29 protein-coding genes are annotated in these 26,310 nt (G+C 31.3%); 6 read left to right on the top strand and 23 right to left on the bottom strand.

Going from position 1 to position 26,310, the window contains the following annotated elements; genetic code table 11:
* Position 1 precedes the first annotated feature (1 nt).
* The 15 genes from rpe to ACJDUH_RS08845 all read right to left on the bottom strand — a co-directional run bounded on the left by rpe (position 2) and on the right by ACJDUH_RS08845 (position 14,804).
* Positions 2-652 (bottom strand): ribulose-phosphate 3-epimerase, encoded by a 651-nt coding sequence (gene rpe / locus ACJDUH_RS08915; protein ID WP_406764802.1) that lies wholly within the window; start codon positions 650-652, stop codon positions 2-4.
* Positions 649-1,515 (bottom strand): ribosome small subunit-dependent GTPase A, encoded by an 867-nt coding sequence (gene rsgA, locus ACJDUH_RS08910; RefSeq protein ID WP_406764801.1) that lies wholly within the window; start codon positions 1,513-1,515, stop codon positions 649-651. Before rsgA ends, rpe begins: the two co-directional genes overlap by 4 nt.
* Before the next feature lie 11 nt (positions 1,516-1,526).
* Positions 1,527-3,215 (bottom strand): Stk1 family PASTA domain-containing Ser/Thr kinase, encoded by a 1,689-nt coding sequence (gene pknB / locus ACJDUH_RS08905; protein ID WP_406764800.1) that lies wholly within the window; start codon positions 3,213-3,215, stop codon positions 1,527-1,529.
* Positions 3,190-3,930 carry a Stp1/IreP family PP2C-type Ser/Thr phosphatase gene (locus ACJDUH_RS08900; RefSeq protein WP_406764799.1) on the bottom strand — a complete coding sequence of 247 codons (741 nt, stop codon included), beginning with the start codon at positions 3,928-3,930 and terminating at the stop codon, positions 3,190-3,192. The genes pknB and ACJDUH_RS08900 overlap by 26 nt, the downstream gene beginning before the upstream one ends.
* A gap of 5 nt (positions 3,931-3,935) precedes the next feature.
* Positions 3,936-4,976, bottom strand: coding sequence for a dual-specificity RNA methyltransferase RlmN (gene rlmN / locus ACJDUH_RS08895; RefSeq protein ID WP_406764798.1), 1,041 nt, complete (start codon positions 4,974-4,976; stop codon positions 3,936-3,938).
* Between the two features lie 8 nt (positions 4,977-4,984).
* Positions 4,985-6,313 carry a 16S rRNA (cytosine(967)-C(5))-methyltransferase RsmB gene (gene rsmB, locus ACJDUH_RS08890; RefSeq protein WP_406764797.1) on the bottom strand — a complete coding sequence of 443 codons (1,329 nt, stop codon included), beginning with the start codon at positions 6,311-6,313 and terminating at the stop codon, positions 4,985-4,987.
* A gap of 71 nt (positions 6,314-6,384) precedes the next feature.
* Positions 6,385-7,314: a methionyl-tRNA formyltransferase gene (gene fmt / locus ACJDUH_RS08885; RefSeq protein ID WP_406764796.1), complete on the bottom strand. Its 930-nt coding sequence runs from the start codon at positions 7,312-7,314 to the stop codon at positions 6,385-6,387.
* Positions 7,315-7,316: 2 nt separating this feature from the next.
* Complete coding sequence (gene def, locus ACJDUH_RS08880) at positions 7,317-7,769, bottom strand: peptide deformylase (protein WP_406764795.1); 453 nt, start codon at positions 7,767-7,769, stop codon at positions 7,317-7,319.
* A gap of 84 nt (positions 7,770-7,853) precedes the next feature.
* A complete protein-coding gene (priA, locus tag ACJDUH_RS08875; protein ID WP_406764794.1) occupies positions 7,854-10,058 on the bottom strand; it encodes a primosomal protein N' in 2,205 nt (734 codons plus the stop codon).
* A gap of 147 nt (positions 10,059-10,205) precedes the next feature.
* Positions 10,206-11,396, bottom strand: a complete 1,191-nt coding sequence (coaBC, locus tag ACJDUH_RS08870; protein ID WP_406764793.1) for a bifunctional phosphopantothenoylcysteine decarboxylase/phosphopantothenate--cysteine ligase CoaBC — start codon at positions 11,394-11,396, stop codon at positions 10,206-10,208.
* Between the two features lies 1 nt (position 11,397).
* Complete coding sequence (rpoZ, locus tag ACJDUH_RS08865) at positions 11,398-11,616, bottom strand: DNA-directed RNA polymerase subunit omega (protein WP_406764792.1); 219 nt, start codon at positions 11,614-11,616, stop codon at positions 11,398-11,400.
* Positions 11,597-12,223, bottom strand: a complete 627-nt coding sequence (gene gmk / locus ACJDUH_RS08860; protein WP_406764791.1) for a guanylate kinase — start codon at positions 12,221-12,223, stop codon at positions 11,597-11,599. The genes rpoZ and gmk overlap by 20 nt, the downstream gene beginning before the upstream one ends.
* Positions 12,223-12,498 carry an extracellular matrix/biofilm regulator RemA gene (gene remA, locus ACJDUH_RS08855; RefSeq protein WP_406764790.1) on the bottom strand — a complete coding sequence of 92 codons (276 nt, stop codon included), beginning with the start codon at positions 12,496-12,498 and terminating at the stop codon, positions 12,223-12,225. Before remA ends, gmk begins: the two co-directional genes overlap by 1 nt.
* A 15-nt stretch (positions 12,499-12,513) precedes the next feature.
* Positions 12,514-13,392, bottom strand: coding sequence for a YicC/YloC family endoribonuclease (locus ACJDUH_RS08850; RefSeq protein ID WP_406764789.1), 879 nt, complete (start codon positions 13,390-13,392; stop codon positions 12,514-12,516).
* A gap of 254 nt (positions 13,393-13,646) precedes the next feature.
* Positions 13,647-14,804: an aminotransferase class I/II-fold pyridoxal phosphate-dependent enzyme gene (locus tag ACJDUH_RS08845; protein ID WP_406764788.1), complete on the bottom strand. Its 1,158-nt coding sequence runs from the start codon at positions 14,802-14,804 to the stop codon at positions 13,647-13,649.
* A gap of 203 nt (positions 14,805-15,007) precedes the next feature.
* Between ACJDUH_RS08845 and ACJDUH_RS08840 the strand changes: the two genes are divergently transcribed.
* The gene (locus tag ACJDUH_RS08840) at positions 15,008-16,003 is read left to right on the top strand and encodes a dipeptidase (protein WP_406764787.1); all 996 of its coding nucleotides are present in this window, start codon (positions 15,008-15,010) and stop codon (positions 16,001-16,003) included.
* Between the two features lie 42 nt (positions 16,004-16,045).
* Here the strand turns inward: ACJDUH_RS08840 and ACJDUH_RS08835 are convergent, their stop codons facing one another.
* From ACJDUH_RS08835 to ACJDUH_RS08825, 3 genes are all read right to left on the bottom strand, one after another.
* Positions 16,046-16,597, bottom strand: coding sequence for an NUDIX hydrolase (locus ACJDUH_RS08835; protein ID WP_406764786.1), 552 nt, complete (start codon positions 16,595-16,597; stop codon positions 16,046-16,048).
* Positions 16,598-16,703: 106 nt separating this feature from the next.
* Complete coding sequence (locus ACJDUH_RS08830) at positions 16,704-17,714, bottom strand: asparaginase (protein ID WP_406764785.1); 1,011 nt, start codon at positions 17,712-17,714, stop codon at positions 16,704-16,706.
* Between the two features lie 183 nt (positions 17,715-17,897).
* Positions 17,898-18,458: a cob(I)yrinic acid a,c-diamide adenosyltransferase gene (locus ACJDUH_RS08825; RefSeq protein WP_406764784.1), complete on the bottom strand. Its 561-nt coding sequence runs from the start codon at positions 18,456-18,458 to the stop codon at positions 17,898-17,900.
* 217 nt (positions 18,459-18,675) lie between these two features.
* On the opposite strand from ACJDUH_RS08825, the gene ACJDUH_RS08820 reads away from it, so the two are divergent.
* Positions 18,676-18,843 (top strand): hypothetical protein, encoded by a 168-nt coding sequence (locus tag ACJDUH_RS08820; protein ID WP_406764783.1) that lies wholly within the window; start codon positions 18,676-18,678, stop codon positions 18,841-18,843.
* Positions 18,844-18,905: 62 nt separating this feature from the next.
* Here the strand turns inward: ACJDUH_RS08820 and ACJDUH_RS08815 are convergent, their stop codons facing one another.
* Positions 18,906-19,028, bottom strand: a complete 123-nt coding sequence (locus ACJDUH_RS08815) for a hypothetical protein (RefSeq protein ID WP_406764782.1) — start codon at positions 19,026-19,028, stop codon at positions 18,906-18,908.
* A gap of 154 nt (positions 19,029-19,182) precedes the next feature.
* Here ACJDUH_RS08815 and ACJDUH_RS08810 point away from each other — a divergent pair, with 154 nt between their 5' ends.
* Both ACJDUH_RS08810 and ACJDUH_RS08805 read left to right on the top strand, forming a co-directional pair.
* On the top strand, positions 19,183-19,875 hold the full coding sequence (locus tag ACJDUH_RS08810) for a superoxide dismutase (RefSeq protein WP_479723050.1): 693 nt from the start codon (positions 19,183-19,185) through the stop codon (positions 19,873-19,875).
* Positions 19,876-20,058: 183 nt separating this feature from the next.
* Positions 20,059-20,367 carry a winged helix-turn-helix transcriptional regulator gene (locus ACJDUH_RS08805; protein ID WP_406764781.1) on the top strand — a complete coding sequence of 103 codons (309 nt, stop codon included), beginning with the start codon at positions 20,059-20,061 and terminating at the stop codon, positions 20,365-20,367.
* A gap of 131 nt (positions 20,368-20,498) precedes the next feature.
* On the opposite strand, the gene ACJDUH_RS08800 is transcribed toward ACJDUH_RS08805, so the two are convergent.
* The 4 genes from ACJDUH_RS08800 to ACJDUH_RS08785 all read right to left on the bottom strand — a co-directional run bounded on the left by ACJDUH_RS08800 (position 20,499) and on the right by ACJDUH_RS08785 (position 24,116).
* Entirely contained in the window at positions 20,499-21,098 is a 600-nt protein-coding gene (locus ACJDUH_RS08800; protein WP_406764780.1) for a nitroreductase family protein, read from the bottom strand.
* A gap of 54 nt (positions 21,099-21,152) precedes the next feature.
* Positions 21,153-21,974, bottom strand: a complete 822-nt coding sequence (locus ACJDUH_RS08795) for a pirin family protein (RefSeq protein WP_406764779.1) — start codon at positions 21,972-21,974, stop codon at positions 21,153-21,155.
* Between the two features lie 323 nt (positions 21,975-22,297).
* The gene (locus tag ACJDUH_RS08790) at positions 22,298-23,635 is read right to left on the bottom strand and encodes a metallophosphoesterase (protein ID WP_406764778.1); all 1,338 of its coding nucleotides are present in this window, start codon (positions 23,633-23,635) and stop codon (positions 22,298-22,300) included.
* A gap of 190 nt (positions 23,636-23,825) precedes the next feature.
* The gene (locus tag ACJDUH_RS08785) at positions 23,826-24,116 is read right to left on the bottom strand and encodes a hypothetical protein (protein ID WP_406764777.1); all 291 of its coding nucleotides are present in this window, start codon (positions 24,114-24,116) and stop codon (positions 23,826-23,828) included.
* A 337-nt stretch (positions 24,117-24,453) separates the two neighbouring features.
* Between ACJDUH_RS08785 and ACJDUH_RS08780 the strand changes: the two genes are divergently transcribed.
* Entirely contained in the window at positions 24,454-25,503 is a 1,050-nt protein-coding gene (locus ACJDUH_RS08780) for an ROK family protein (RefSeq protein ID WP_406764776.1), read from the top strand.
* An 18-nt stretch (positions 25,504-25,521) separates the two neighbouring features.
* On the top strand, positions 25,522-26,280 hold the full coding sequence (locus ACJDUH_RS08775) for a histidinol phosphate phosphatase (RefSeq protein WP_406764775.1): 759 nt from the start codon (positions 25,522-25,524) through the stop codon (positions 26,278-26,280).
* The last annotated feature ends 30 nt before the right edge of the window (positions 26,281-26,310 follow it).

Here is a 26,310-nt window from a genome sequence, read left to right as displayed (position 1 = left end):
TTTACAGCCCGCTTCTTAAATCTAATATATTTTCTTTAATAGCATGATTCTTAAAGACTGCAGAACCTGCCACTATAACATTTGCACCACTTTTCACTATTTGTCCTATATTATTTCTATCAATTCCACCATCTACTTCTATTAAAAGCCCTGGATTATTAGAATTAGCCATTTCTCTTAGTTCTCTTATTTTATCCTTGCTGTAATCTATAAATTTCTGACCGCCAAATCCAGGGTTAACACTCATAATAAGTACCATATCTAATTCTTTTACAATATCTTTAATATTAGAAACTGGAGTACCTGGATTAAGCGCAACTGCTGCCTTAACATTAAAACTTTTTATATAATTTATTGTTCGATCAATATGTTTATCTGCTTCGTAATGAACAGTAATAATATCTGCTCCAGCCTTTACAAAGTCTTCAATATACCTAGAAGGCTCTTCAATCATAAGATGGACGTCAAAGGGAAGTCTGGAATATTTTTTTATGCTTTTAATAATAGGTGGACCAAAAGTAATATTTGGTACAAACCTTCCGTCCATTACATCGATATGTATAAAGTCAGCTCCATACTTTTCTAGTTCGCTAACTTCGCTGCCAAGAATAGAAAAGTCAGCTGAAAGTATAGATGGTGCTATTTTAATCATCTTTTTATCCTCCCGCGCATTAATTCTTCAAGTGTTTTAACGTAAAAATTGTAACGAAGCTCATTTATTTTATTCTCATTTACTGCTTCTTTTACTGAACAAGAAGGTTCTTTGTAATGAAGACAGCCTGAAAACTTACAGGTATCTTTATAGACCTTAAATTCAGGAAAATAATTCTGAAGCTTTTCTTTTTCAATATCAATAATTTCAAGGGAAGAAAAACCTGGTGTATCTACTATAAAACCATCCTTACATTCAATTAATTCACTATGCCTTGTAGTATGTTTACCCCTGCTGGATTTTTCACTAATGTTTCCTGTTTCCATAAGTTCTCTTCCAATAAGTTTATTACATAAAGTGGATTTGCCAACGCCTGAAGGACCACAAAATACTGTAATATTGTTAGTAAGCTTCTCTTTTAAAAGATCTAGTCCAATGCCACTTTTAGCATTTAAGTAAATACATTCATAGCCAGCATTATTAAACATATGAAAGATATGTTCATATTCCTTTAAATCAACTAGATCAATTTTATTAAAGCAAATAACTACCCTTAAATTATTCTTTTCACATTGTAATAAAAATTTGTTTAAGAGCTCTAAGTTAAGTTCAGGATTTTTAAAAGTAAAAACAACAAAGGCCTGAGAGACATTTGCAACACTTGGCCTTATAAGTTCACTAGATCTTTCAAATATCCTCTCTATAACTCCTTTATTGTTTTTTACCGTTATTTCAACCTTATCTCCAACCATAGGGGTAAGTTCATTAAATCTGAACTTACCCCTTGCCTTACATTCAATAATCTCATCTTGAGTTTTAATATAATAAAATCCACCGATACCTTTAACTATAGTTCCGTTCATAGTATCTCCTTTTATGCTCCACCTTCAGTAAATACGTAATAACTAATATCTACCACTGTTCCTTGTTTAACTTGGCTCTTTGCAGTAATTGTTTGGTTTGCCACTTTACCATTTAAAGCCTGGTTATCTGTAGGAATCACTATTTGATTTCCCATTTTAAGATTAGAATTTGTTAGTAATGTCTTTGCCTCATCTAATGTAGCATTAGTTAAATCTGGAACTGTAGTATATTTAATTTCTGGACCTGAACTTACCACTAAATCAATTTTTGTTCCAGCAGTTGATGGTGAATTTTCAGGAGGGTTTTGCTTTATTATACTATCCTTTGGAACAGTATCACTAAATTGATGGTCTACCTTTCCAAGTGTAAAACCATTATTATTAATCATATCTGTAGCAGCGGTAATATCAATGCCAACAAGGTTAGGAACCAATGTTTCAGCTGGTCCTGAGCTTATATAAACTCTGACATCTTGATTTGTTTTTATAGTACTACCTTCATCTGGACTACATGCAATTACTGTTCCAGCTGGTTTATCGCTTTTTTGATTTCCTGCTACAACAAACTTTAAATTATTTGCTTTAACAGCATTTTGAGCGTCTGCTTCACTAAGCCCTATTATTTTAGGTACTGTTGTATCGCTGCTTATAAGTGAACTAGGATTTAGATTAGGTTTTTTACTCATATACCAACCAGCAAATACACCAACAGCAATGACTAAAACCGCTAAAGGTATAAGTATAGCAGCAAGTTTTTTCTTGTTTGTTTTTGTACCGTCTTCCTCATCTTCATTATCTTCTTCATCGTTAATGTTATTTATTGGGGCCATAACTTTAGTATACTCATCTTCAGTATTGTTAAAATCCACTTTGTAATTAGTATTATTTTTTATTCTCTGCAAATCTAAAAGCATATCTTTAATGTTTTGGTATCTGCCAATTGGCTCTTTTTCCATAGCTTTTAATATTAGATTATTTAACCCCTCAGGAACATTACTGTTTAAATGGATTGGAGGTACAACTGGCTCCTGCAGATGTTTTAATGCAACTGAAACTGGACTTTCTGCATCATAGGGAACTCTGCCTGTAACCATCTCATACAACACGACTCCTAGTGAATAAATGTCAGTTCTTCCATCGACAACAGAACCTTTAGCCTGTTCAGGAGAGAAATAATGAGCAGATCCAATTACTTTATTTGTATTAGTAATTGTAACCGAATTTGTAGCCTTAGCTATACCAAAGTCTGTAACTTTAACTAAGCCATCATCTGTAACTAAAATATTCTGAGGCTTTATATCTCTATGTATTATGTTGTTTTTATGTGCACATTCTAAAGCTTTTGCTATTTGAATGCCGAAATCTAGAGCTCTATTGTAATCTAACCTTCCATTTTCAATAATAAGCTCTTTTAAAGTTCTACCATTTACATATTCCATAATAATGTAATTTACATTCTCCTCTGAGCCTACATCAAATATATTTACTATATTACTATGAGACATACTCCCTGCTGCAGCTGCTTCGGCTTTGAATTTCACCACAAATTCTGTATTTTTCGAAAACTCACTTTTTAACACCTTAACAGCAACATATCTATTAAGCAAATGATCCTTAGCCTTATATACCTTTGCCATGCCGCCTTCGCCAATTTTTTCTAAAATTTCATATCTATTATTTAGTAAAGTCCCTACCATCATTGCACTCTCCTTCAAATATAATCACACTTATATTGTCTCTTCCACCGCGCTCTTTACTTAGCTCTATTAGCCTAATGCAGGAGGTTTCACAATCATTATTAGTTATAATTTCGTATATTTCCTCCTTGGTTAATGAGTTAGTTAATCCATCAGTACATAGCAAAACCTTGGATACACTGCTTAGGTCAGCTGAGAAAATATCAATTTCAACTTTTGCAGCTGTTCCTAGAGCTCTGGTTATTACATTTTTGTTGGGATGAATAGCAGCCTCCTCTTCTGTAATCGAACCATTATCTACAAGTTCTTGTACAAGAGAATGATCATTAGTTATCTGATGAAAATTATCATTTTCTAAAATATAGCATCTGCTGTCTCCTACGTTAGCAACAACCATTTCATTACCAGTAACCAAGCAGGCAGTAATAGTAGTACCCATACCTTTAAGTGCAAGATCAGTTTTAGAAACCTCATATATTTTATTGTTTGAAGCTTCTATGGCTTGTTTTAATAAAATTTCTATTTGTTCATTAAGTTCAGCGGAAAATACAAATTCAATAGTATTTTCCACGGCTATTTTACTGGCAATTTCTCCAGCATTATGTCCACCCATACCGTCAGCAATAACATAAAGTTTTTTATTAGAATCTTCATGAAAACCTACAAAGTCTTCATTGACTTTTCTAATATTCCCTATGTCTGAAAGCATGCCAATCATTTATTTCACTCCTTTTCTGGGCTATTACTTTGTATAAAACTTCTTCTAAGCTGACCACATGCAGCATTAATATCAGAGCCCATTTCCCTTCTAACTGTTGTTTCTATACCATAACCTTCCAGAACATTTTGAAACTTATAAATCTGCTCATTTGTAGACTTTTTAAAGTTATTTTCAGCTACTTCATTTACAGGGATTAAATTGACATGACATAACATACCCTTTAATAACCTGCCAAGTTCTTCTGCATTTTCTTTACTATCATTAGTATTAAAAACCAAGGCATATTCAAAGGTAATTCTCCTATTGGTTTCTTCAATATATACGCTGCAGGCTTTAATTAACTCTTCTATAGAATATTTATTTGCAATTGGCATCATAGACCTTCTAAGGTCATCATTTGGTGAGTGTAGAGAAATTGCTAGTGTAATTTGCAGCTTTAGTTTAGAAAGCTCATAGATTTTAGGTACTATCCCACAGGTTGAAAGTGTAATATGCCTTTGTCCTATATTTAAACCGTAATCAGCATTGGCTAAACTAATAAACTTAACTACATTACTATAATTATCTAAGGGCTCTCCACTTCCCATAAGAACTATATTTGAAATTCTTTCATTAATATATTTTTGTGCAACAAGGACCTCAGCTAAAATCTCACCTGAACTAAGATTTCTTACAATACCGCCAAGGGTGGAGGCACAGAATTTACAGCCCATCTTGCAGCCAATTTGTGTAGATACGCAAATGGAATTGCCATAATTATATTTCATTACAACTGTTTCAATTATATTACCATCACTGTAGCTTAAAAGAAACTTGTAAGTCTCATCTTCACTCTTTAGTACATGTACTATACTAGGAAGTTCTATATGAAAAGTATTGTTAAGTTTCTCAATTAAAGCTTTTGGAAGGTTTTTCATATCATTAAATTCAGATGCACCCTTGTATATCCACTGAAAAACCTGAGTTGCTCTAAATTCGCTTTCATTATTTTCTTTCATCCAAAGCTTAAGCTCTGACAAATCATAATCTAAGATATTTTTCATAAATGCACCTACTCTATTTTGTATAATTTAGCAATAAAAAATCCGTCCATACTCTCATTAGGTAAAATAGTAACCCCAAAATCACTATAACATATATTTACGGCATTTCCAAAGAAAATTCTATCTATAGTAAAATTTTTATTATTAGATAAAAACCATTTAATATTCTCTTCATTTTCTTTCTTATTTAAGGTACAGGTTGAGTATAAAATATAACCGCCACTTTTTACATATAATGCGGCATTTTTCATTATTTTTCTTTGAATATCAATTAAACTATTTAATTCAGCTTCATTTTTAGTCCATTTTATTTCAGGTTTTTTTCTAATAATGCCAAGACCAGAGCATGGAACATCAATAAGCACCCTATCACCTAAATCTTTTAAAGCATCATTATAAACTGCTGCATCTAAGGTGGAACATTTAATATTAGTAATTCCTAGTCTTTTAGCATTCTGCATTATAAGAGCAAGTTTATCCTTATGAATATCAAAGGCATAAACCTTGCCAGTATTATTCATTATCTCAGATATATGAGTGGTTTTACCGCCTGGAGCACTGCATAAATCCAAAACTGTCATGTTCTCCCTAAGTGACATTAAAGGTGCAACCAGCATAGCACTTTCATCCTGAACTGTTGCCATGCCGTTTAAAAAAAGAGGATTATTTTCTATGCTTTTGCCTTTAATTATTCTTATTGCTTCCGGGCAAACATTGCCTTCTTCAATTTCATATCCATAAGAAGTAAGGTCTTTAATTGCATTTTCATAATTGGTTCTAATATTATTTACCCTAAGTGTAATACTTGGTACCTTATTTAGACCCTTCATTATATTTTCAGCTGTAACCATGCCGTACTGTTTAATTAAGAGCTTTACCATCCAAGGCTCAAAGGAATAATTAAAGCATAATGCCTCTAAATTATTACTTTCATTTATATATGTGCTGTCCTCACTTCTTAAGTAATTTCTAAGCACTCCGTTTACAACCTTAGAGGAGCTTAAGGACCTATATTTTTTAGTAAGCTCCACAGCTTCATTAACAGCAGCAAATTGTGGAATCTTCTCCAAATATTTAATTTGATATATAGTTATTCTTAAAATATTTAAAAGAAAGCTGTCCTGCTTTTTTAAACCATTCTTTAAGAATTTACTTAATATTTTATCAATAGTGTATTTATATTTAATGGTGCCATAGACAATTTCCGTCACTAGGCCCTTATCTCTATTTTCTAGATCTGCCTTACTAAGGCTTCTATTTAAGACGATATTTGAATATCCGCCTTTATCAAATATACTTTGAAGAATATCTACAGCAACTTTTCTAGCATTTTCCATTATTTTACCTCATTTTATTTTATTAGTATCAATAGGAACTACTAATACTTCAAAATAAATTAAACTATCCTTTATTTTAAAAATATATTTTCTTCTAGCTTATGACCTCTTATATACTCTTCTACTGATAAAGGCTTTCCGCCAGGAAACTGAATTCGTTTTATAAGTAAGCTGCCTTCACCTGTGGCTACTTCAATTCCCTCTTTTGTTACGCTTATGATAAGTCCAGGCTCGTATTTGTTATTTGAAACTTTAACTTCAGCCTCATAGATTTTCATAGAATTATTTAAATAATCAGTATAAGCAGCAGGCCATGGGTTTAAGCCTCTAATTAAATTGTTTATTTCTATATTTGTTTTATTCCAATTAATTTTAGCTAACTCTTTTGTAAGCATTGGAGCATAAGTGTTTTTAGAATGATCCTGCTTTTGCGGTATAAGTTTATTAGCTTTTACCTTTTCTATAGTCTCAAGCAGCAAATTAGCTCCATCCTCCATTAAAATATCATGAAGTTCACCTGCTGTCATATCATTTTTTATAGGATACTCACTTTTAAGAAGCATATCACCGGTATCGAGTCCTATATCCATAAGCATAGTAGTGTTTCCGCTTATATTTTCACCATTTATTACAGCCCAATTTATTGGAGCGGCACCTCTGTATTTAGGAAGCAGCGAAGCATGAAGGTTAATGCAGCCATATTTCGGTATATCCAGAATTTCCTTTGGCAAAATTTGACCAAATGCTACTACAATAATAAAATCTGGTTCTAGTTCTTTAATAGTTTCAATGCCTTTTGCATCATTTCTGATTTTTTCAGGCTGATAAACAGGAATATTATATTTTATTGCCGTATCTTTAACAGGGGAAGTCCCAATTTTCTTACCCCTTCCCTTAGGCCTGTCTGGCTGGGTAAACACAGCTGTAACATTATAATTTTCTATAAGTTTTTCTAAGGAAGGTACTGCAAACTCAGGAGTACCCATAAAGATAATGTCCATTTTTATGCCTCGCTTTCTTTAATAACCTTATCTACAAAAAGTACTCCATCTAAATGATCCATTTCATGACATATAGCTCTTGCAAAAAAGTCTGAAGCTTCTATAATAACTTCTGCACCCTTCTCATTTAATGTTTTAACTTTAATTTTCTTTGGTCTTAATACTGCTCCCTGCTCACCTGGAATACTTAAGCATCCTTCTTCGTCTATATCTTCTCCCTCGGTCTCTAATATTACAGGATTAATCAAATAAACAGGACCTTCTCCAACATCAACAACAGCAAGTCTCTTTAGTATTCCAACTTGTGGTGCTGCCAGGCCAACCCCATCAGCAGTATACATAGTTTCCAGCATATCACTAAGAAGAATTCGTATTCTATCAGTAACTTCATCTACTGTTCTAGATTTTTTTCTTAAAATCTCATCACCTATTTTTCTTATATTTCTTAAAGCCATTTTATTACCTCCTTGTATTCCTTATATCCACGTAACAATTATCAATTGTTACGCTACTTGTATTCCTTTTTTGCTCTACATAAATTACATTAAACTTATTGGATTTAAATCTAAGCTGACTCTTATATCGGAATATATCTCCTTTGTTAAGTCATAAACTATATTCTTAATATTATTTGCAATAGAATAATTAATATTTCCTTTTAAAATTATCTGCCATCGATAAAAATCATTTATCCTAGAAATGGCACAGGGGCATGGCCCTAACATTTCTATTTTATCATTTTCCTTAAGATTATTCTTTAAAATTATACCAATATTTTGTATATATTTTATTAATAAACTTTCTTTCTTGCTGCTTAAATTTATTAATAATATTTTGCTATATGGGGGATAGTTCATATCCCTTCTTATTGAAGTCTCTCTATTATAAAAGCCTAGATAATCATTAGTTAAAGAAAATTGGATACTATAATTATCAGGCGTATAGGTTTGAACTATTACTTTCCCTTCCTTTTCTCCTCTGCCAGCTCTGCCTGAAACTTGCGTTATTAATTGAAAAGTTCTTTCAGCAGAGCGAAAATCAGGAACATTTAAAGAAAGGTCCGCTGCGAGAACACCAACCAAAGTTACACCTTTAAAATCTAAACCCTTGGCAATCATTTGTGTTCCTATTAAAACATCAGCATCATGGTTTTTAAAGGAATTATAAATTTCTTCATAGGAGTTCTTTTTTCTTGTAGTATCAAAATCCATTCTAAGTGTTTTTGCACTAGGAAAGATTTTCATTACTTCCTGTTCTATTTTTTCTGTACCTATGCCAAAGTATTTTACATAATTGCTTTTACATTTTGGGCATATATTTGTTATTTTCCTTTTCATACCACAGTAATGACAATTTAGTGTGTTATCTTCATGATGATAAGTTAAGGCAATATCACATTTGCTGCATTTAAAAACAAAACCACATTTTCTACAGGAAACAAAGGTAGAAAAACCTCGCCTATTTAAAAATAGAATTATCTGCTCTTTATTTGCAAGAGCCTTATCCATTTCCTCATATAATTTTCTGCTAAATATTGATTTGTTTTGCATTAAGAGTTCTTCCCGCATATCTACTGCTTCAATATGAGGTAAAATTGCATTATCTGCCCTGTTTTTAAGTGTTATAAGCTTTATTTTGCCTTCTTCTACTTTATAATAGGTTTCAACAGATGGAGTTGCAGAGCCTAGAATAAGCTTAGCCTTTTCATACCTGCACCTATACTTAGCTATATCAAAAACAAGGTACTTAGGATCACTATCTGATTTATAGCTATTTTCATGTTCTTCATCAATTATTATATAAGCTAGATTGCTAAAGGGCAAAAAAACAGCCGATCTAGCTCCAATAGCTACCTTAACCTGCTTATTTTTTACTCTAAGCCATTCATCGAAGCGTTCCCCTTCAGATAATTTGCTGTGAAAAACTGCAATATCCTTACCGAATCTCCCTTTAAATCTTTCAACCATCTGAGGGGTTAAGGAAATTTCAGGCACTAATATTATGGATTCCTTATTATTTTTAATTGCTTCACTTACAAGCTTCATATAAATTTCTGTTTTTCCGCTTCCAGTTATTCCATGAATTAAAAAAATATTATTTTCTGAACCATTTATGATTTCAATAGCTTTCTTTTGTTCTACATTTAGAATTTTTTCGGAATATTTATCAAAGCTTCTATCATTGTATCTGTTAACAATAACTTTTTCATCTGATAAATACTCCTGTTTCAGCATTGTGTTTATAGATGATAATGAAAAGTTATATAATTTGCTCAATTCATTTTTGTTGTATTTTCCATTATTTGACTTCGCTGCGTTAAAAATACTTATATAGGGTTCTTTATCAAACTTACCTTGAAGTTCTTTTCCAGCATATAAAACTGCATTAACTTTAGTTTTTACACCTTTTAAAATACCAGTTGGAATAATGGCTTTAATTCCTTCTAAATAGGTGCATAGGTACTCTTCCCTCATGAAGTCAAGAAGCTCTATATCCTCTTTCCTTAATAGCGGATAGGAATCACTTAATTCATATATTTCCTTTAAATTATTATTTTCACTTTTATTAACTTCAAAGAGTTTAATAATAAAGCCATAAACCTTTTTATTACCCATTCCAAATGGGACTTTCACCCTATAGCCTAATTCAATGGTATTTCTTAAGCTTTCAGGAACTATGTAGGTAAAAATTTTATCAACTTGAATTGAGTTATTATTTACAATAACGCCAGCATATTTAAACACTTAATCACCCTTTATGATAATTACATCTTCTAAAATTAGACTATATGAAACATTCCATATAGCAGTTTAATGATGCAAAATTTGTTACTAAATATTAAAAGGCCATTGCCTGAATTATTGGTTACCAGGCAGGCCTTAATTAACAATTTATATTTTTTCATTTATTAAATTGAAAAGCTCTCTAGCAACCTGCTTTTTGGGCATTTTATCTAGTGAAGAAATTTTTCCTTTCTTATCAATGATAAATACCTTGTTATCATCGGAGGCAAATCCAGTTTCAGTGCTTGTAATATCATTTGCCACAATAAAATCCAGATTCTTTTGCTTTAATTTAAGTGCTGCATAATCCAATAAATTATTACTTTCAGCTGCAAAACCAACTAGTATTTGATGGGTTTTTAATTCCCCTAGTTTTTTTAAAATATCGGTATCTCGAGTAAAAGTTATATTCAAATCTTCTGATGATTTCTTTAGCTTAATAGGAGAATATTCTTTAGATTTATAATCAGCAACTGCAGCAGCTTTAATAACAACATCCTGGCTTTCAAAGTTTTTTATAACTTCTCCATACATTTCTTCATTTGTATTAACTTTAATTACATTAATATCATGGGGGCATTCTAAACTTGTTGGACCGGTTATTAGTGTAACTTCAGCTCCTCTATCCCTAGCTTCTTCTGCAATTGCAAAGCCCATTTTACCAGAAGATTTATTGCTTATAAATCTCACAGGATCTATAGGTGATATAGTAGGACCAGCAGTAACCAAAACTTTTTTATGTTTCATATCCTTTATATCATATAAAAGACTGTATGTAATATTTGAAATAAGTTTTGTATCAGCTAATTTTCCTTCCCCAACATCACCACAGGCCAGACGCCCGCTTTCAGGGGAGATAAAGATATAATTCAGCTTCTTTAATTTATTTATATTTTCTTTTACAATTGGATTAGAATACATATGTGTATTCATTGCCGGTGCAAAAACAACGGGTGCAGTAGTTGCCATTATTGTAGTAGTTAGCATATCATCTGCTATGCCGTTTGCAACTTTTCCTATTATGTTTGCAGTAGCAGGCACAATAAGCATTAAATCAGCTTTTTTTGCAAGGGAAATATGCTGAATTTCAAATGCCTTTGGCTCAGCAAACATGTCAGTAACTACCATGTTTTGACTTAATGACTGAAAACTTAAAGGAGTAACAAACTCAGCTGCACTTTTAGTCATAATTACGTGGACATTAAAGTCCTTTTTTTTAAGTTGACTTACAACATCTAGTGCCTTGTATGCAGCTATACCTCCGCAAACACCTACAACAACTGTCTTTAAATTAGACATTCTACTTAATTCCCTCTTTCACTGTCTCGTAAGTTATAGCACTACTATTTAGTTCATTGATAGCTACAGTTAAAGGCTTACTATTTTCTGTATCTATAAGAGGTTTACTTCCGTCTATTATTTGTCTCGCTCTTTTGGAAGTAATTATAACTAAAGAATATCTATTATCAACCTTAGTTAATAATTCAACTATTGATGGATTAATCATAGAGTTTACCATGGGTTAACTCCTCCTTATTAATTAATGTATCTTTTAATCTATCTACTCTGCATCTTTCAGCAATTACTATACTTTCTATTTTTTTTGCAGCAGCTTCTACAGTGTCATTTACCACGGCATAATTGTATTTAGATACAAAGTTTATCTCTTTATATGCTGACATAAATCTTGTCATTAAGGACTCGGGAGTTTCTGAACCCCTATTTATAATTCTTTGCTTAAGTTCTTCCATTGATGGAGGAAGAATAAAGATAAATATTCCTTCCGGAAATGCATCCTTAACCTTAAGAGCACCTTGAATATCTATTTCTAATATTACATCTTTCCCAGTTTCGAGAATATCTATAACATTAGATTTTGGAGTTCCGTAATAGTTTCCATAGACCTCAGCATATTCTAAAAAATCACCTTTTTCTATTCTAGCTTGAAATTCTTCATGTGAAATAAAAAAATAATTCTTACCTGGTAACTCCCCGTTTCTTGGCTGTCTTGTAGTAGCAGAAACAGAAAGCCACATTGTATTGTTTTCCATTAGAGCCTTACAGATGGTTCCTTTACCAGCACCTGATGGTCCTGAAATAACTAGTAAAAGTCCTCTCTCTTTCATTATTCCTCAACCTCGTCAATTTCGACTTCATCTTTATTAGAAGATAATCTATGTGCTACAGTTTCTGGCTGAACGGCAGACAATATTACATGATCGCTGTCTGTGATGATAACAGCCCTAGTCCTTCTACCATAAGTAGCGTCAATAAGCATACCTCTGTCTCTAGCTTCCTGAATTATTCTTTTTATTGGCGCAGATTCTGGACTCACTATTGCCACTAATCTATTAGCAGACACAATATTACCGAATCCAATATTGATAAGTTTTATACCCATTATAATCCTCCTAAGTTACTCTATATTTTGAACCTGTTCTCTTATTTTTTCAATTTCATTTTTCATATTAAGTACTACATTTACAAGCTCTAAATCATTTGCCTTTGAACCTATAGTATTTGTTTCCCTATTCATCTCCTGAATAATGAAATCAAGTTTTCTTCCTATTGGCTCTTTTAAATATAAGGTTTCAATCATCTGATTAAGGTGGCTGTACAATCTGACAATTTCTTCATCTACATTTGATTTATCTGAAAAAATTGCAACCTCCATAGCGACCCTAGACTCGTCTAATTTAACATCATTTAATAATTCTGCTAATCTTTTTTCTAATTTTTCTTTATAGGAAGTTACTATTAATGGAGCCCTTTTGGAAATTTCACCCACTAATTCCTTCATATACTTACATCTAGACTCTAAATCATTCCTAAGCTTTTCCCCCTCTTTTTCACGCATTATTAGAAGATTGCTTATGGCGTCATTTAAAGCTGAGCTTATAGCATCCCAGGAAGCTTCTAAATCCTCTTCCTTTTGATTTAAGGTAATAACATCTGGAAATCTTGACACCAAAGAAACTGATATATCATCCCTAACATTATACCTTTCTTTTATCTCTTGTAAACACTTAACATAGCTGTCTGCTAATGACTGGTTAAAGTTTGCAATAACATCATTTGTTGAGTAGATATTTTGTGTAATAAAAATATCAACCTTACCTCTGTTTAAATTTTGAGAAACTATTTTTCTAATACGTTCCTCTAATGATATTAAGTTTCTAGGAAGTTTTATGTTTATATCTAAGTATCTATGGTTAACACTTTTCATCTCAATAGAAAAGCTTTTACCTTCCATATCCTTTGTTCCACGTCCAAAGCCAGTCATACTTCTTGCCATAATATTTCCTTCCTTCCAATCATCTACTCAAGATATATCCATTTACTTATTTTTGTTTATAAAAAAACAGGTTTTAATTTCCTGATTTTTTAAAATAAAATAATTAAATTTTATATCTGTACTTCATACCTAATTATACATAATTCATTACAAAAAATGCAAGATAAATTTGTTATTGTAACTTTTTTTGAAGTTTGTCATTCATATACCTATGGTTTAACAAATCCAATATCCATGATTTACATAAGTTAATGCTAATTATTTGCTATTAATTTTACAGCACTTAAAGCTGAAACTATTTTTTCTTTTTCCTGAGTAAGTGCTATTCTAAAAAACTTACTTCCTTCATCTCCAAAAACCTTCCCTGGGGTTACAATTATACCATACTCACTCAATAGTTTTTCACAAAATTGTTTCGTAGAATAACCTTCAGGGGTTTCACACCATATATAAAAGGTTCCTTCAGCAGAGAAAAAATTTATATTAAGCTTTTTTAATACTTTTTCAGTTTCAAATCTTCTTTCAATATACACTTTTCTTATAGAATTTATATAACTTCTATCAAGTTTAATAGCCTCTAAAGCTGCATATTGAATTGGCTTAAATTGTCCAGAATCAACATTTGTTTTAACTTTAGAAAGTGCTTTAATAATTTTTGAATTTCCAACAGCATAACCAATTCTAAAGCCCGTCATATTATAGGATTTAGAAAAGCTACCTATTTCAATACAATAATTATTCTTATTATTTTGAAGTAAGCTAAGAGGTCTATTATAGTTACATAATATTTCATTATAAGCAGCATCATTACAAATTACAATGTCATTCTTATTGCAGATATCTTTTATTTCCTCATAAAAGTCACTATTAGCAGTAGCTCCAGTAGGATTATTAGGATAGTTTAAGATTAACAAATTACTGCCTTTTAGGATTTCCTTTGATAGATCACCGATATTAGGCAAATATGAATTTTCCTTTTTAAGCCCAATATTATAATTATGAACACCCCAAAGCTTGCAGCATATATCGTATACTGGATAGGAAGGTTTCGGTATAATTGCATAGCTTCCAAAATCACATACGGCAGGTATTAAATTATTTATACCTTCTTTTGAACCTATAAGTATTAGTACTTCATCAAGGTTAAGTTTCACTGAATAAACTTCATTATAATATTTAATAATTTCTTTTTTTAATTCATTAATACCTTCATAAGGAGGATACTTGTTATAATTATTTAATGTTAAACCATATAAAAGACCATCTATTATTTTTTTATTAACAGGTAAATCAGGGTCTCCTATGCTTAAATCGGTGACATTTATACCATTTTCGTTGCATTGCTTCCTTATAAGATCCAAATTTTTAAAGTGATACTCAGAAATGTTTTGGAGTCGATTATTTAATTTCATAAAATGCCCCCTTTTTTATAGCTTTTTATTATTTTATTCTCTTAAATAATATTTGCTACCTTATTTTGTAGATAGTCTAATTTAAATTGATAATTAAAAGCATATATAATTTACAACTTAGATAAAGTCTATTAATATATTAATTAAATAGAAATAAGGATTTATCTAATTAAAATGGAGAAATTAATAAGGGGGAAACTTAAATGAAAGTTGTGGATATGCATTGTGATACTATTAGTGAAATTTTAAATGAACAAAGAAAAGGATATAATATAGAATTAAAATCCAATAATCTTAATGTTGATATGAACAAGCTAAAAACAGGAGATTACTTGCTGCAGAATTTTGCTATGTTTGTAAACCTAAAAAAAACTAAAGAACCTTTAGATGAAGTTTTAGCTTTAATCGATTGTTTTTATAGAGAATTAGAAAAAAACAAGGATAATCTTTTACTTGCTTTAAATTATAAAAATATAATTAAAAACCAAAGTGAAGGTAAAATTTCTGCTTTATTAACTATAGAAGAAGGTGGTACAGCCTGCTTATCACTAGAAAATTTGAGAACCTTCTATCGTTTAGGTGTAAGAATGGTCACTTTAACTTGGAACTATCCAAATGGCATTAGCTCACCTAATATTAACATGTCTGATGGGGAAAAGTTAGATTTTCATGTTCCTAATACAAAAGAAGGCTTGACACCTTTTGGTTTTGAATTTGTGAAAGAAATGGAAAGGCTGGGTATGATTATAGATGTTTCTCATTTAAGCGATGCAGGCTTTTATGATGTGCTTAATTGTACTACAAAACCATTTGTAGCCAGCCATTCCAATGCAAGAAGCGTAACGAATAATGTACGTAATATGACTGATGATATGATTTTAAAGCTAGCTAAGCGAGGAGGAGTTTTAGGGATAAATTTTGCAGGTGACTTTCTTGAAGAACCAGAATCAGGAAAAAGAATGCGGTCTAAAATTAGTAATATGGTTAAGCATATTAGCTATATTTCAAATTTAGCAGGAATTGACTGCATCGGACTTGGTAGTGATTTTGATGGAATATATCAAGATCTGGAGTTAAGCGACGCAAGTAAAATGCCGGAGCTAGAAAAAGCACTAAAAGAAGCTGGGTATAGTAATGAGGATATTGAAAAGATTTTCTTTAAGAATGTTCTGCGAGTTTATGAGGAAGTATTAAAGTAAATATAATAGGTACTATCGCAAAATAGCGATAGTACCTATTTTCTATTTAATTTTTTTAATAATTTTCTCGTAAACCTTAACCATATAAGGTTCGTTTGAATATTGCGCTATTTCGTCAAGAGGCAGCCACTTTACTCCGCTGTTTTCATCAGGTTTAATCTTAAGACTTTCATCTTCATTAGCTATAAGCAGGTATGCAATTGACAGATGCAGATGTGGAGCTACATATTTACCCTTCTTAATGTGTCCTACCACAGTTAGAATATCTAAGGATACAATTTCATCTGTTAATGGTACCACCTTCATAATTCCGGTTTCTTCCTGGGCTTCTCTAATAGCTACTTTTAATAAGTCTTCTTCACCATCAGCATGTCCGCCTGTCCAAGCCCAAGAATTATATATGTTGTGATATATCATCAATACCTTATCCTTAGCTTTATTTATTATAAAGCCAGAGCTTGTAATATGCGCAACTTCGTTTTCTCGAGTTAAAATATTCTTAGAATCCTCAATACATTTTAATATTATTTCTTTATCTTTTGCTTCCTGTTCATTACAAGTATTATAGTTTTTTATTGTATTAATCCAGTTCATATTTTTTCACTGACCTTTCTAAAAATAAATAGAATAGTTAATGTAAAAATTCTAAAAACTATAAAAAGGTATACTTATTAGTACGCCTCTTTATAGTTTTTAATAGTTAATTGCTATAATGTCCTGATTCAAATATATTTTTAATTTCATCTAAATTTTTAGTTTTACTTAAGGCAAGCATTAATTTAATTCTTGCCTTTTGCCCTGGCATGTTATCGCCATAAATGACGCCTAGTTTTCTTAGAGTCTTTCCTCCGCCAGGATAACCATAGGAATCAAGTACTCTTCCTTGATAACATCTAGTAACTAGTATAACAGGAACTCCGTTTTCTGTTGCCTTCTTTACTCCATCCACCATTAATGGTGGAATATTCCCTCTTCCCAATGCTTCGATTACAAGTCCCTTTACCCCTTTTGAAAGTGCAAAATCTATGTAACTTGAATCCATACCTGCCGCGCATTTTATTAAATCAACCTTACTTTCTACACTGTCTGTAATTATGTGCTGCTTCATAAGGCTGTCTCTATAAAATATAACCACATTGCTGTCAACAATTCCTATTGGCCCAAAATTTGGACTTTTAAAAGTATCTAAGCTCATTGAATTGGATTTAGTGACTTCGCTGGCACAATTAAGCTCATCGTTTAAGCAGACTAAAACCCCTCTGTTTTTAGATTTCTCAGAAATAACGGTGCAGATGGAAGCTGCTAAGTTAGCGGGACCATCATAGCCCAATTCAGAACCGTTTCTCATAGAACCAGTCACAACTACGGGCTTTGGGCTGTTTATAGTTAAATCTAATAAAAAGGCTGTTTCTTCAAGAGTATCAGTACCATGAGTAACGACAACTCCTGTTATATCTTCTCTATCTAATAATCCTTGTATATACTTTGATAGATCCATCATAATTTCTGGAGTCATATGAGGTCCAGGCAAATTAGAAAAAGTAAGAGATTCAATTTCAGCATAATCCTCAATTCCAGTAACCATGGCCATAATTTCTTCACCTGTTAAGGTAGGCACTGCTGCGCTGATCCTTGAATCTACTTTCATTGTAATAGTTCCACCATTAAATATAACTGCAACCTTTTTTTTGTTATTTTGAATCGTATTCATGTGAACACCACCTGTTTATTGTTAATAAATAATGACAAAATTGAAACATATCTTTCATTACAAATTTATTTTACAATAATAGTTTCATAAAGTCACTATTTTTAAAGTAAAAATTTAAATTAATAGTTTAATAAAGTTTAAAACCAGTGGCAATTCAAAATATATATCAATTAAAGGTTAATTTTATTTTAGAACCATTGGTTCATCCTTTTCACCATCTAAATAATTTATATACCTGCTGAAAGCATAAAAAAAGTCTGATAGACGATTTACATACTGATAACTCTTTGGATAGGTCTTATTATCTAAGGCTCTTACAAATACTCTTTCACTTCTTCTAACTATGGTTCTTATAACATGACAGGTAGTTGAATTTTCACTGCCATAGTAATATATGAAAGATTTCAGTGGTTCAGTGTTATCAAACATAAAATCGATTTCTTTTTCAAGAAAGGATATTTCCTCATCTTTTATATGCACTTTAGTATACTCTGTTGAGATTTCTATTCCTATTAAATATAGGTGATATTGTACTGACTTTAAGGTATTATCAAGCCTTAAATATGTATTCTCTTCATAATTTGAAGAAGTTAACTTCAGCTTGCTTCTTAATAGGCCAACGTAGGCGTTTATCTCGTCTATGCTACCTTGTACTTCCATTTCAATGTCTGACTTTGAATATTTATTAGAAAGTAGATTAGTTGTATATCCTTGATCTCCTGTTTTTGTATATATCTTTCCCATAATATTCCTCCAATAATAATTTACTTATAATTTTATATTAACCCAACAAATATAAAATAACAATAAATCTGGAAAGTATAATTAAGTTTTATCTCTCAATCATTTTTTTATTTATCATAATAAAAATGTAATTTTATTAGCAGCACCTTTAAATTAATTTCCTTAAAATGAATAGATATATAAAAGTTACGCAACCTAAGTATAGGAGGCGATACTTATGACTAATATGCCAATTGAAAATATATCATCTGATAATAGCTTGCAGGAAGAAGCAGAAAGCATACCAGAGGAAAAAGACAGCACCTATGGTTATAATGATAATTTTACGGCAAAATTAGGTGGTAACTACTCCAAAATAATAGAGTATTATGACAGCAAATTATAGGTATTACTAGCTAGAATTTTAAATTTTAATAAAAAAGTATAAAAGAGCTTAATTTAGCTCTTTTATACTTTGGGAAGCCCTTTAACAGCCTCCCTAGCATTGCTTTTTACTTCCATAGTAATAGGATTTGCTTTCTTTTTATTTGAGGTTTTATTATCATTATTTTTATTGTTTTTTGAGCTCATAATATCACTCCTTTAATATTATATCCTTCCCAAGGCTCAAGCTTATATTCATTTTATTTCACTTTGGATTTAACTGCTTAATGTTTTAGTATTGTAAGTTTTATAAATTTTCTTTATTTGGGCACTACTAAAAATGTGAAAGGAAGGTGAAGTAATGAAAAATAAATTAATTTCTTCTATTTGCTTTAGCTTAATGTTTTTACTGCTGCCACTTAATATTATTAAGGCAGAACCTCAAAGCGAAGGTACTTTTAAGCTGCCGCCCTTGCCCTACAGCTATGATGCTCTTGAGCCTTATATTGATACTGAAACTATGAAGCTTCACCATGATAAGCATCATGCAGCTTACGTAGCGAAGTTAAATGAAGCTGTAAACAAGTATCCTGAACTAAAGGATAAGTCTCTTGAGTATTTACTTACACATCTAAACAGCTTGCCCTCAGATATTAGAGAAACTGTTAGAAATAACGGCGGTGGACATTATAATCATAGCCTGTTTTGGACAATAATGGGTAAAAATAAAGATGGAGCGCCTAAAGGAAGATTAAAGGAAGATATCATTAAAAACTTTGGAAGCTTTGAAAATTTCAAGAAAGAATTTAATACAGCTGCATTAGATAGATTCGGAAGCGGCTGGGCATGGCTTATAAAAGATAATAATGGGAAGCTTAGAATAATATCTACTGCTAATCAGGATAGTCCTATTATGGCAGGTATAGTGCCAATTATGGGACTTGACGTTTGGGAGCATGCCTATTATTTAAAATATCAAAATAGACGTACAGAATACATTAATAACTGGTGGAATGTTGTAAATTGGGATGAGATTTGCAAGAGATATAAATAATAATAGCCACTCACCTATTCAATGTGGGTGGCATTAAAATTATTTTATATTGCATATTAGAAGCAGCTTCTCCTATAAGATTTACTTACATAATAAGTTATTTACTTTTTATAACTTAAGTAAATAAATATACTTACTTTTATATTAGAAATATGGTAATATATTTATAGGAGATGATTATTCATGGAAAAATTTCATATGTGTCCAAGATTTGAAGCTGCATTTACACTTTTAGGCAAGAAATGGACAGGACTTATTATCCGTTCTCTATTAAATGGACCTAAAAGATTTTCAGATATACAGTCTATTATCCCTAGTTTAAGTGCACGTATGCTTACTGAAAGATTTAAGGAACTTGAAGAACAGGAAATTGTTATTCGCACTGTTTATCCTGAAATGCCTGTACGCATAGAATATGAACTAACTGATAAAGGCAGGGATTTAGAAAAATCTATGAATGAAATTCAGACCTGGGCTGAAAAATGGACATAAGTAAAAACCTTTTTCTAAATGAATTTTAGAAAAAGGTTTTTATTTATATACTTAGGTGAAATTTGTAATAAGTGCCTACATAAATAGAGTCAGTTAAAAAAATATTAACTGACTCTATTACCTTATGAAATTTATTTAACTATTTTAACATGTTCTTCTGAATACATAAATTGTTTCTCTCCAGCACCTGCAGTTGGCTTACCAAAAGGCATTTGTGCAAGCAGCTTCCAGGATTCAGGAATATTCCAAGTCTTTTTTACTTCATCATCAATTAATGGATTGTAATGCTGCAGTGAAGCTCCAAAGCCTTCAGCTTCTAGTGCTAACCAAACAACTAACTGAGCCATTCCTGAAGATTCAAGAGACCAAATTGGGAAGTTATCCTTATATAATGCAAAATCACTTTGAAGTTTTTCTATTACTGTATTATCTTCAAAGAATAACACTGTACCATAGGCATTTCTGAATGAATCCATTTTTTCTTTTGTAGATGCAAACGCATCAGCTGGAACTATTTTTCTTAAGGTTTCTTCAGCGATATTCCAAAGTTTATCATGGTTTTCGCCTAGTAAAACTACTGCTCTTGCACTTTGAGAATTAAATGCTGAAGGTACATATTTTACTGCTTCTCTAACTATTTCTTCTATTCTTTCATCGCTTACAACTGCTTCCTTACTTAGTCCATAAATTGAACGTCTTTCTTTTAATTCTGTGAATAAATCTTTACTCATTTTAATTCCTCCTAAAATTTTATATATTTATTTTTTACTATTTTATACTTTTTATTATTTATTAAAACTACCATTATTAAAGTCATCTATGGCTTGTAGAACCTCATCCATTGTATTCATTACAAAAGGTCCATATCTTGCAACTGGTTCTTTTATTGGTTCCCCGCTTATATATAAGAAGCCTGAATTGCTGCCTGATACCATAAAATCATTAGTTTCTTCTATTAAAGCCAAATTTCCAGCATCTACTTCTATTTCTTCACCTTGAGATGCTACTTTAACTTTACCTGTGTGTACATATATTAAATTTGTACCCATACCTTCTTTTTGGAAGCTTCCTTCATTAATTCTTACATCCATATAATCTATAGGATAATATGAACTCACAGCACCGGTGACTCCATCAAAGGTACCTGAAATAATTTTAACCTCTACGCCATTCTTTTTAATTACTGGTATTTCTTCACTTTTAATATGTCTATACTCTGGAGCTACCATTTTAAGCTTTTTAGGTAAGTTAATCCACAGTTGATATCCCCAAAGCTGACCTTTGTCCATCATGGGCATCTCTTCATGAAGTATGCCTTTACCAGCAGTCATCCATTGTACTTCACCTGCTTTTAAATTGCCTTCATTACCATTTGAATCTCTATGAACAAAATTACCTTCAATCATATAGGTTAAAGTTTCTATTCCTCTATGTGGATGCATTGGAAAACCTGCTGCATAATCATTTTTGTCGTTACTTCTAAATTCATCTAATAAAAAGAAAGGATCTGCATGGTCTAAAGTTCTGGTAGCTATTGTTCTATTAAGCTTTACTCCTGCCCCATCACTTACTTTTTCTCCTTTAATTAATTTTATCGTAAAAATCACCTCTTTAATGTTATTAACAATTATAAATAAAGAATTAATACTGAAAGTATATATTGGCTTTCTTTATAAATTAAATGATTGATAATAATTATTAATTACTTTATGTAAGTATAATACTATAAGTAACATGGTTATGTCAAGTGATTCTACAAAATTTATAAAATATTTTTTATAAATAAATTAAAAGATACAACATCAAATTATCCAGAATTTAAGCTCTAAATAAATAAAAAAATTGCGCTCCAGAAAAAGGAGTGCAATTTTCTAATAATGATGCATATATTAAGTTTTAAAAGCCTTGCAAATACAAGTCTTCTAATTTACTATTTATCATTTGCTAGACTTGAGGCACTTATATGAAGAATATTATTAACCTCTCCATTTAAATTTGCAAGTTTTAATAAGGTTTTATTTGAATTTGAGGCTTTCCACAATTTATACCCCTCAGAATTTTTTATTTCATCAGTGACAATTACCTTATCACCATCATAATATCTTAGATAAATATCTTTATAGGTTTCACACATAAGCTCAACCTGTTCCGCAGTATAGTCATCAGAAAAAGATAATCTGGTTGCATTTTTTTCATAAAGCCTTTTTCCATAACTATCTTTGGAGTATTCTTTAAAGTTTAAAAGGTTCTTATCCTTTTGATTTGTTTCCTTTGCCCAGCCTTCCACATCAACACTTGTAGTAGTATAATCAATACCATTTTTAGGTGAATATTTAAGAACACCATATTTTTGTGGATATATATCTATGCAGCTTGAGGCTATATCATAAATAGTTTTTCCATCGCTGTTATTTGATTTTATATCTTGAAGATGTATATGTCCTGATAAGGTTAAATCAATATTTAATTCCTTAAATAATGCTATTGCATCACTGCTGTTATCAATTGTAAAGTCTTTTGATACTATGTCACTATGATTTATTAAACTATGATGCATAACAGCAATTAATTTAGCACCCTTTGATTTTGCTAAAGCACTGCACTGCTTAATCCATTCCATAGTTCCCTTATCTATTCTTCCTCCAGTTTGAGGATATCCTAATACAAGATTATTCTCGTACTGAGCAGTATCAAGCATTAAAAGCCAAACATCATCAGATGGTGCTGCAAGATAGCTTAAGGTATTCTTATCTCTAGAAATAGCCTCATTATAGCCAAAGTCTCCATAAATTTTGCTAAAATCATCTTTTGTAATATAAGAAACTTGATATTGATCACTGCCTTTAAAGCCTCTAGCGTAGGGGTTTAATATATCATGGTTTCCTGGGATAACATAAACACGGGTACCGGTCTTCTCTATGTCAGAAAGCCTCTTTGCAAGCTCCAAGTGGCTGTCCTTTTCACCATTACTGGTTAAATCTCCGCTAAGTATAAGTACATCCGGCTTTTTCTTTTTAATATCTCTCGTGAAAGAATCCATTATTTGCTGCATATAATTTAATTCCTTACCATCGCCGGTATTAATAAACTCTTGAAAAGCCTGTCCACCATCAGTTAAGTTCTTTGCAAGATAATGAGTGTCACTTGTTACAAAAAAAGTAATATCCTTGCCGGATTTAATTGTTGAAGCTTTAGTACTGCTGCAGCCAATTAGGGACGTTGAAATAATTACGAGTATTAGTCCTAAGATTCTGTTTTTATTTTTCATTTTAACTCCATCAATGCTCAATTTATTTTATTAAAAAAGAAAGAATATATCCTCTAGTTTAGAATATATTCTTTCTAGAATCAAGTATTTTGAATGGGGATCTGGAATAAGTAAATAATAGCACAGCTCAAATTTAAAAAATGTGATTCTAATCACTTTTTAAAAGAACTTAACCTTTTATTTTGCTGTATTATTTTTTATCCTTTTTACGAAATATTGATAACCCGCCAAATCCGCTTATTATAGCCATATAAAATCCGAAATCATACCACCAGCCTGTATTTATAGTTTCATATACCCTTATCCCCTTTTTAAATAGCCCTAGTACAAGAGAAAGTGGAGCAATCCAACCATGCCAAACGCCCCAAAAAAAGCCGGCAGGTTTTGAAGCAGTATAAGTGCCGTCTCCTGGAACACAGCCAGTTAGTGTAAGTATAATAATAATGGAAAAAGTACTTAAAATAATAATCTTCTTTTTCATAATTTACCTCCTATAATCCATTCCTTAATAGACAAGAATAATTATTACGCATCAATTAATATTTTAAATATCAATAAAGTATAAACTATATCCTATGCTTTTAATAAGTCAAATGGGTGGCACTTGATTTATATAACTTATTATATGTTATTTTATGTATAATAAGGAATTGCATAAATAATTTTAGAGTTATATATGTTGTACTTATATAACTTTATGAATACAGAATTTAGCTTATTCCTTAAAGTATATTGTAAATATAAAAAATGTGTGATAAACTTATTACATAAACTTTATAAAGTTTGCGTAATAAGTTTAAATACATAGGAGTGATACCTTGAGTGAGCTTTCAGGAAGACCAAATATTTTAAAAAAAGTAAACAATGATATTATAAAGAATGCCTTAAAAACCATGGGCTCAGCTACTAAAGCAGAACTTGCAAAAGAAACAGGAATCAGCCTTACAACGGTGGGGCTTTTACTTTCTGCCTTAATTAGTGAGGATGAGGTTTTAAATCAAGGCTTCGATGAATCCAGCGGCGGAAGAAGAGCCGAGCGCTATACCTTAAACTTAAATCACTCACTGGCAGCAGTCTTATGCGTTGAAGATAAATATATTGATTACGCCATTGGAAATACCGCAGGTGATTTAATTGAAGATGAAAGATACCAAATTATACAAGGTAAACATATGGAAGCAGTTGAAGCCTTAATCAGTATTTTAATAAAAAAATATAATTCAATTAAATATATTGGTCTAGGAGTCCCTGCTGCTGTTGATAACGGCCGCCTTTTTACAGGAAGCAAATTAAAGGAATGGTACAGTTTTAATGTTAAGGAATACCTTGAAGCAAAATTTAAGCTTCCAATTATTATAGAAAATGATCTTAATGCAATAGCTACTGGCTTTGCTTATGCAAGATTAAAAGAAGCAGACCTTTCTGATTCTGAGTCTTTAAATATGGTATATATTAATTTTACAGAAGATGGTACAGGCGCAGGCATAATTGCAAATGGCAAACTGGTTAGAGGCTTTTCCCATTATGCTGGTGAGGTTGGATTTCTTAAACTTAGTAATGGAAGAACCTTGGACAATATAGTAAATGAAAGTAATACAATTGAGGAATATGCCTCAGCAATTGCTTTGGCTATATCGGTTATTAACTGTATTATTAATCCAGAATATATTGTTATTGGAGGAGAAAATTTTAAGTTTGAGTATCTTGATATAATAAACGAATATTGCTCTAAATATATAGATGAAAATATAAGACCAGAAATTTTACATGCTGAGGACAGCAGAATGGATTATATTTCTGGGATAATGCATCTGACTATAGAAGAAATGACCTCTGGTATTAGATTGATTAAATCAAAAAAATTTTAAACAAGTAAGGAGGAAGCTATGTTTGATTCTCACGTTCACACTAAATTCTCTACTGATTCCAAAATGGAAATCACAGATGCAATTAATGCGTCTCGCAAGCTTGATTTAGGACTAATAATAACTGAACATATGGATGTGGGCTTTCCATCTATTGATAACAACACCTTTTGTATACCTGATTTCTTTAATGAATATTCAAACTACAGAAGTGGTAAACTTCTCCTTGGAGTTGAACTTGGAATGCGCCCGGATTTATTAGAACAAGTAAAAAATGTTGCTGACTCCTACCCTTTCGATCAAATTATAGGCTCTGTTCATGTTGTAGACAAAATGGACTCCTATCAAAAAAGCTTTTATGAAGGCCGTAGTAAAACTGAGGTTTATGAACAATATTTAAAATATATGATTAGATGTATAAAAACTCATGACTTTATCGATACTCTTGGCCATATAGACTATATAGCAAGATATAATGATTTTTTTGATAAAGAGCTCTATTATGATGAATATATAGAATATATTGATGAAATTCTGAAACTTCTAGCTGATAAAGGAAAAGCCATAGAAATAAATACTAGTAGATTATCTAAGCACGATGCAGCTGTAAACCTAACAAAAGTTTACAAGCGTTTTAATGAGCTAGGAGGGAAATATGTAACTATTGGCTCTGATGCTCATACAGCGGAGAGTATTGGAAGAAGCTTTAATATTGCAAAAGAGATTTGTGAGGACTGCAATCTCAGAATTGTGCATTTTAAAGAAAGGAAGATGGTGTAGTTTTTGTTTCACTACGCCATCTTCCTTATT

This window comes from Candidatus Clostridium radicumherbarum, from assembly GCF_045310525.1.
Taxonomy (GTDB): domain Bacteria; phylum Bacillota; class Clostridia; order Clostridiales; family Clostridiaceae; genus Clostridium_AT; species Clostridium_AT radicumherbarum.
The sequence above is the reverse complement of the archived record's forward strand: the minus strand, read 5'-3'. Positions and strand labels throughout refer to the sequence as shown.

Bases quoted from the DNA above. Each gene is read 5' to 3' on its own strand.
- rsgA (WP_406764801.1), bottom strand. From the start codon at position 1,515: ATGAACGGAACTATAGTTAAAGGTATCGGTGGATTTTATTATATTAAA.
- ACJDUH_RS08830 (WP_406764785.1), bottom strand. From the start codon at position 17,714: ATGAATACGATTCAAAATAACAAAAAAAAGGTTGCAGTTATATTTAAT.
- ACJDUH_RS08845 (WP_406764788.1), bottom strand. From the start codon at position 14,804: ATGAAATTAAATAATCGACTCCAAAACATTTCTGAGTATCACTTTAAA.
- pknB (WP_406764800.1), bottom strand. From the start codon at position 3,215: ATGATGGTAGGGACTTTACTAAATAATAGATATGAAATTTTAGAAAAA.
- rsmB (WP_406764797.1), bottom strand. From the start codon at position 6,313: ATGGAAAATGCTAGAAAAGTTGCTGTAGATATTCTTCAAAGTATATTT.
- coaBC (WP_406764793.1), bottom strand. From the start codon at position 11,396: ATGTCTAATTTAAAGACAGTTGTTGTAGGTGTTTGCGGAGGTATAGCT.
- gmk (WP_406764791.1), bottom strand. From the start codon at position 12,223: ATGAAAGAGAGAGGACTTTTACTAGTTATTTCAGGACCATCAGGTGCT.
- ACJDUH_RS08785 (WP_406764777.1), bottom strand. From the start codon at position 24,116: ATGAAAAAGAAGATTATTATTTTAAGTACTTTTTCCATTATTATTATA.
- rpoZ (WP_406764792.1), bottom strand. From the start codon at position 11,616: ATGGTAAACTCTATGATTAATCCATCAATAGTTGAATTATTAACTAAG.
- ACJDUH_RS08775 (WP_406764775.1), top strand. From the start codon at position 25,522: ATGTTTGATTCTCACGTTCACACTAAATTCTCTACTGATTCCAAAATG.
- ACJDUH_RS08805 (WP_406764781.1), top strand. From the start codon at position 20,059: ATGGAAAAATTTCATATGTGTCCAAGATTTGAAGCTGCATTTACACTT.
- ACJDUH_RS08900 (WP_406764799.1), bottom strand. From the start codon at position 3,930: ATGATTGGCATGCTTTCAGACATAGGGAATATTAGAAAAGTCAATGAA.
- rlmN (WP_406764798.1), bottom strand. From the start codon at position 4,976: ATGAAAAATATCTTAGATTATGATTTGTCAGAGCTTAAGCTTTGGATG.
- ACJDUH_RS08815 (WP_406764782.1), bottom strand. From the start codon at position 19,028: ATGAGCTCAAAAAACAATAAAAATAATGATAATAAAACCTCAAATAAA.
- def (WP_406764795.1), bottom strand. From the start codon at position 7,769: ATGGCTTTAAGAAATATAAGAAAAATAGGTGATGAGATTTTAAGAAAA.
- ACJDUH_RS08835 (WP_406764786.1), bottom strand. From the start codon at position 16,597: ATGAACTGGATTAATACAATAAAAAACTATAATACTTGTAATGAACAG.
- fmt (WP_406764796.1), bottom strand. From the start codon at position 7,314: ATGGACATTATCTTTATGGGTACTCCTGAGTTTGCAGTACCTTCCTTA.
- ACJDUH_RS08800 (WP_406764780.1), bottom strand. From the start codon at position 21,098: ATGAGTAAAGATTTATTCACAGAATTAAAAGAAAGACGTTCAATTTAT.
- ACJDUH_RS08790 (WP_406764778.1), bottom strand. From the start codon at position 23,635: ATGAAAAATAAAAACAGAATCTTAGGACTAATACTCGTAATTATTTCA.
- ACJDUH_RS08820 (WP_406764783.1), top strand. From the start codon at position 18,676: ATGACTAATATGCCAATTGAAAATATATCATCTGATAATAGCTTGCAG.
- ACJDUH_RS08825 (WP_406764784.1), bottom strand. From the start codon at position 18,458: ATGGGAAAGATATATACAAAAACAGGAGATCAAGGATATACAACTAAT.
- ACJDUH_RS08840 (WP_406764787.1), top strand. From the start codon at position 15,008: ATGAAAGTTGTGGATATGCATTGTGATACTATTAGTGAAATTTTAAAT.
- ACJDUH_RS08850 (WP_406764789.1), bottom strand. From the start codon at position 13,392: ATGGCAAGAAGTATGACTGGCTTTGGACGTGGAACAAAGGATATGGAA.
- rpe (WP_406764802.1), bottom strand. From the start codon at position 652: ATGATTAAAATAGCACCATCTATACTTTCAGCTGACTTTTCTATTCTT.
- remA (WP_406764790.1), bottom strand. From the start codon at position 12,498: ATGGGTATAAAACTTATCAATATTGGATTCGGTAATATTGTGTCTGCT.
- ACJDUH_RS08810 (WP_479723050.1), top strand. From the start codon at position 19,183: ATGAAAAATAAATTAATTTCTTCTATTTGCTTTAGCTTAATGTTTTTA.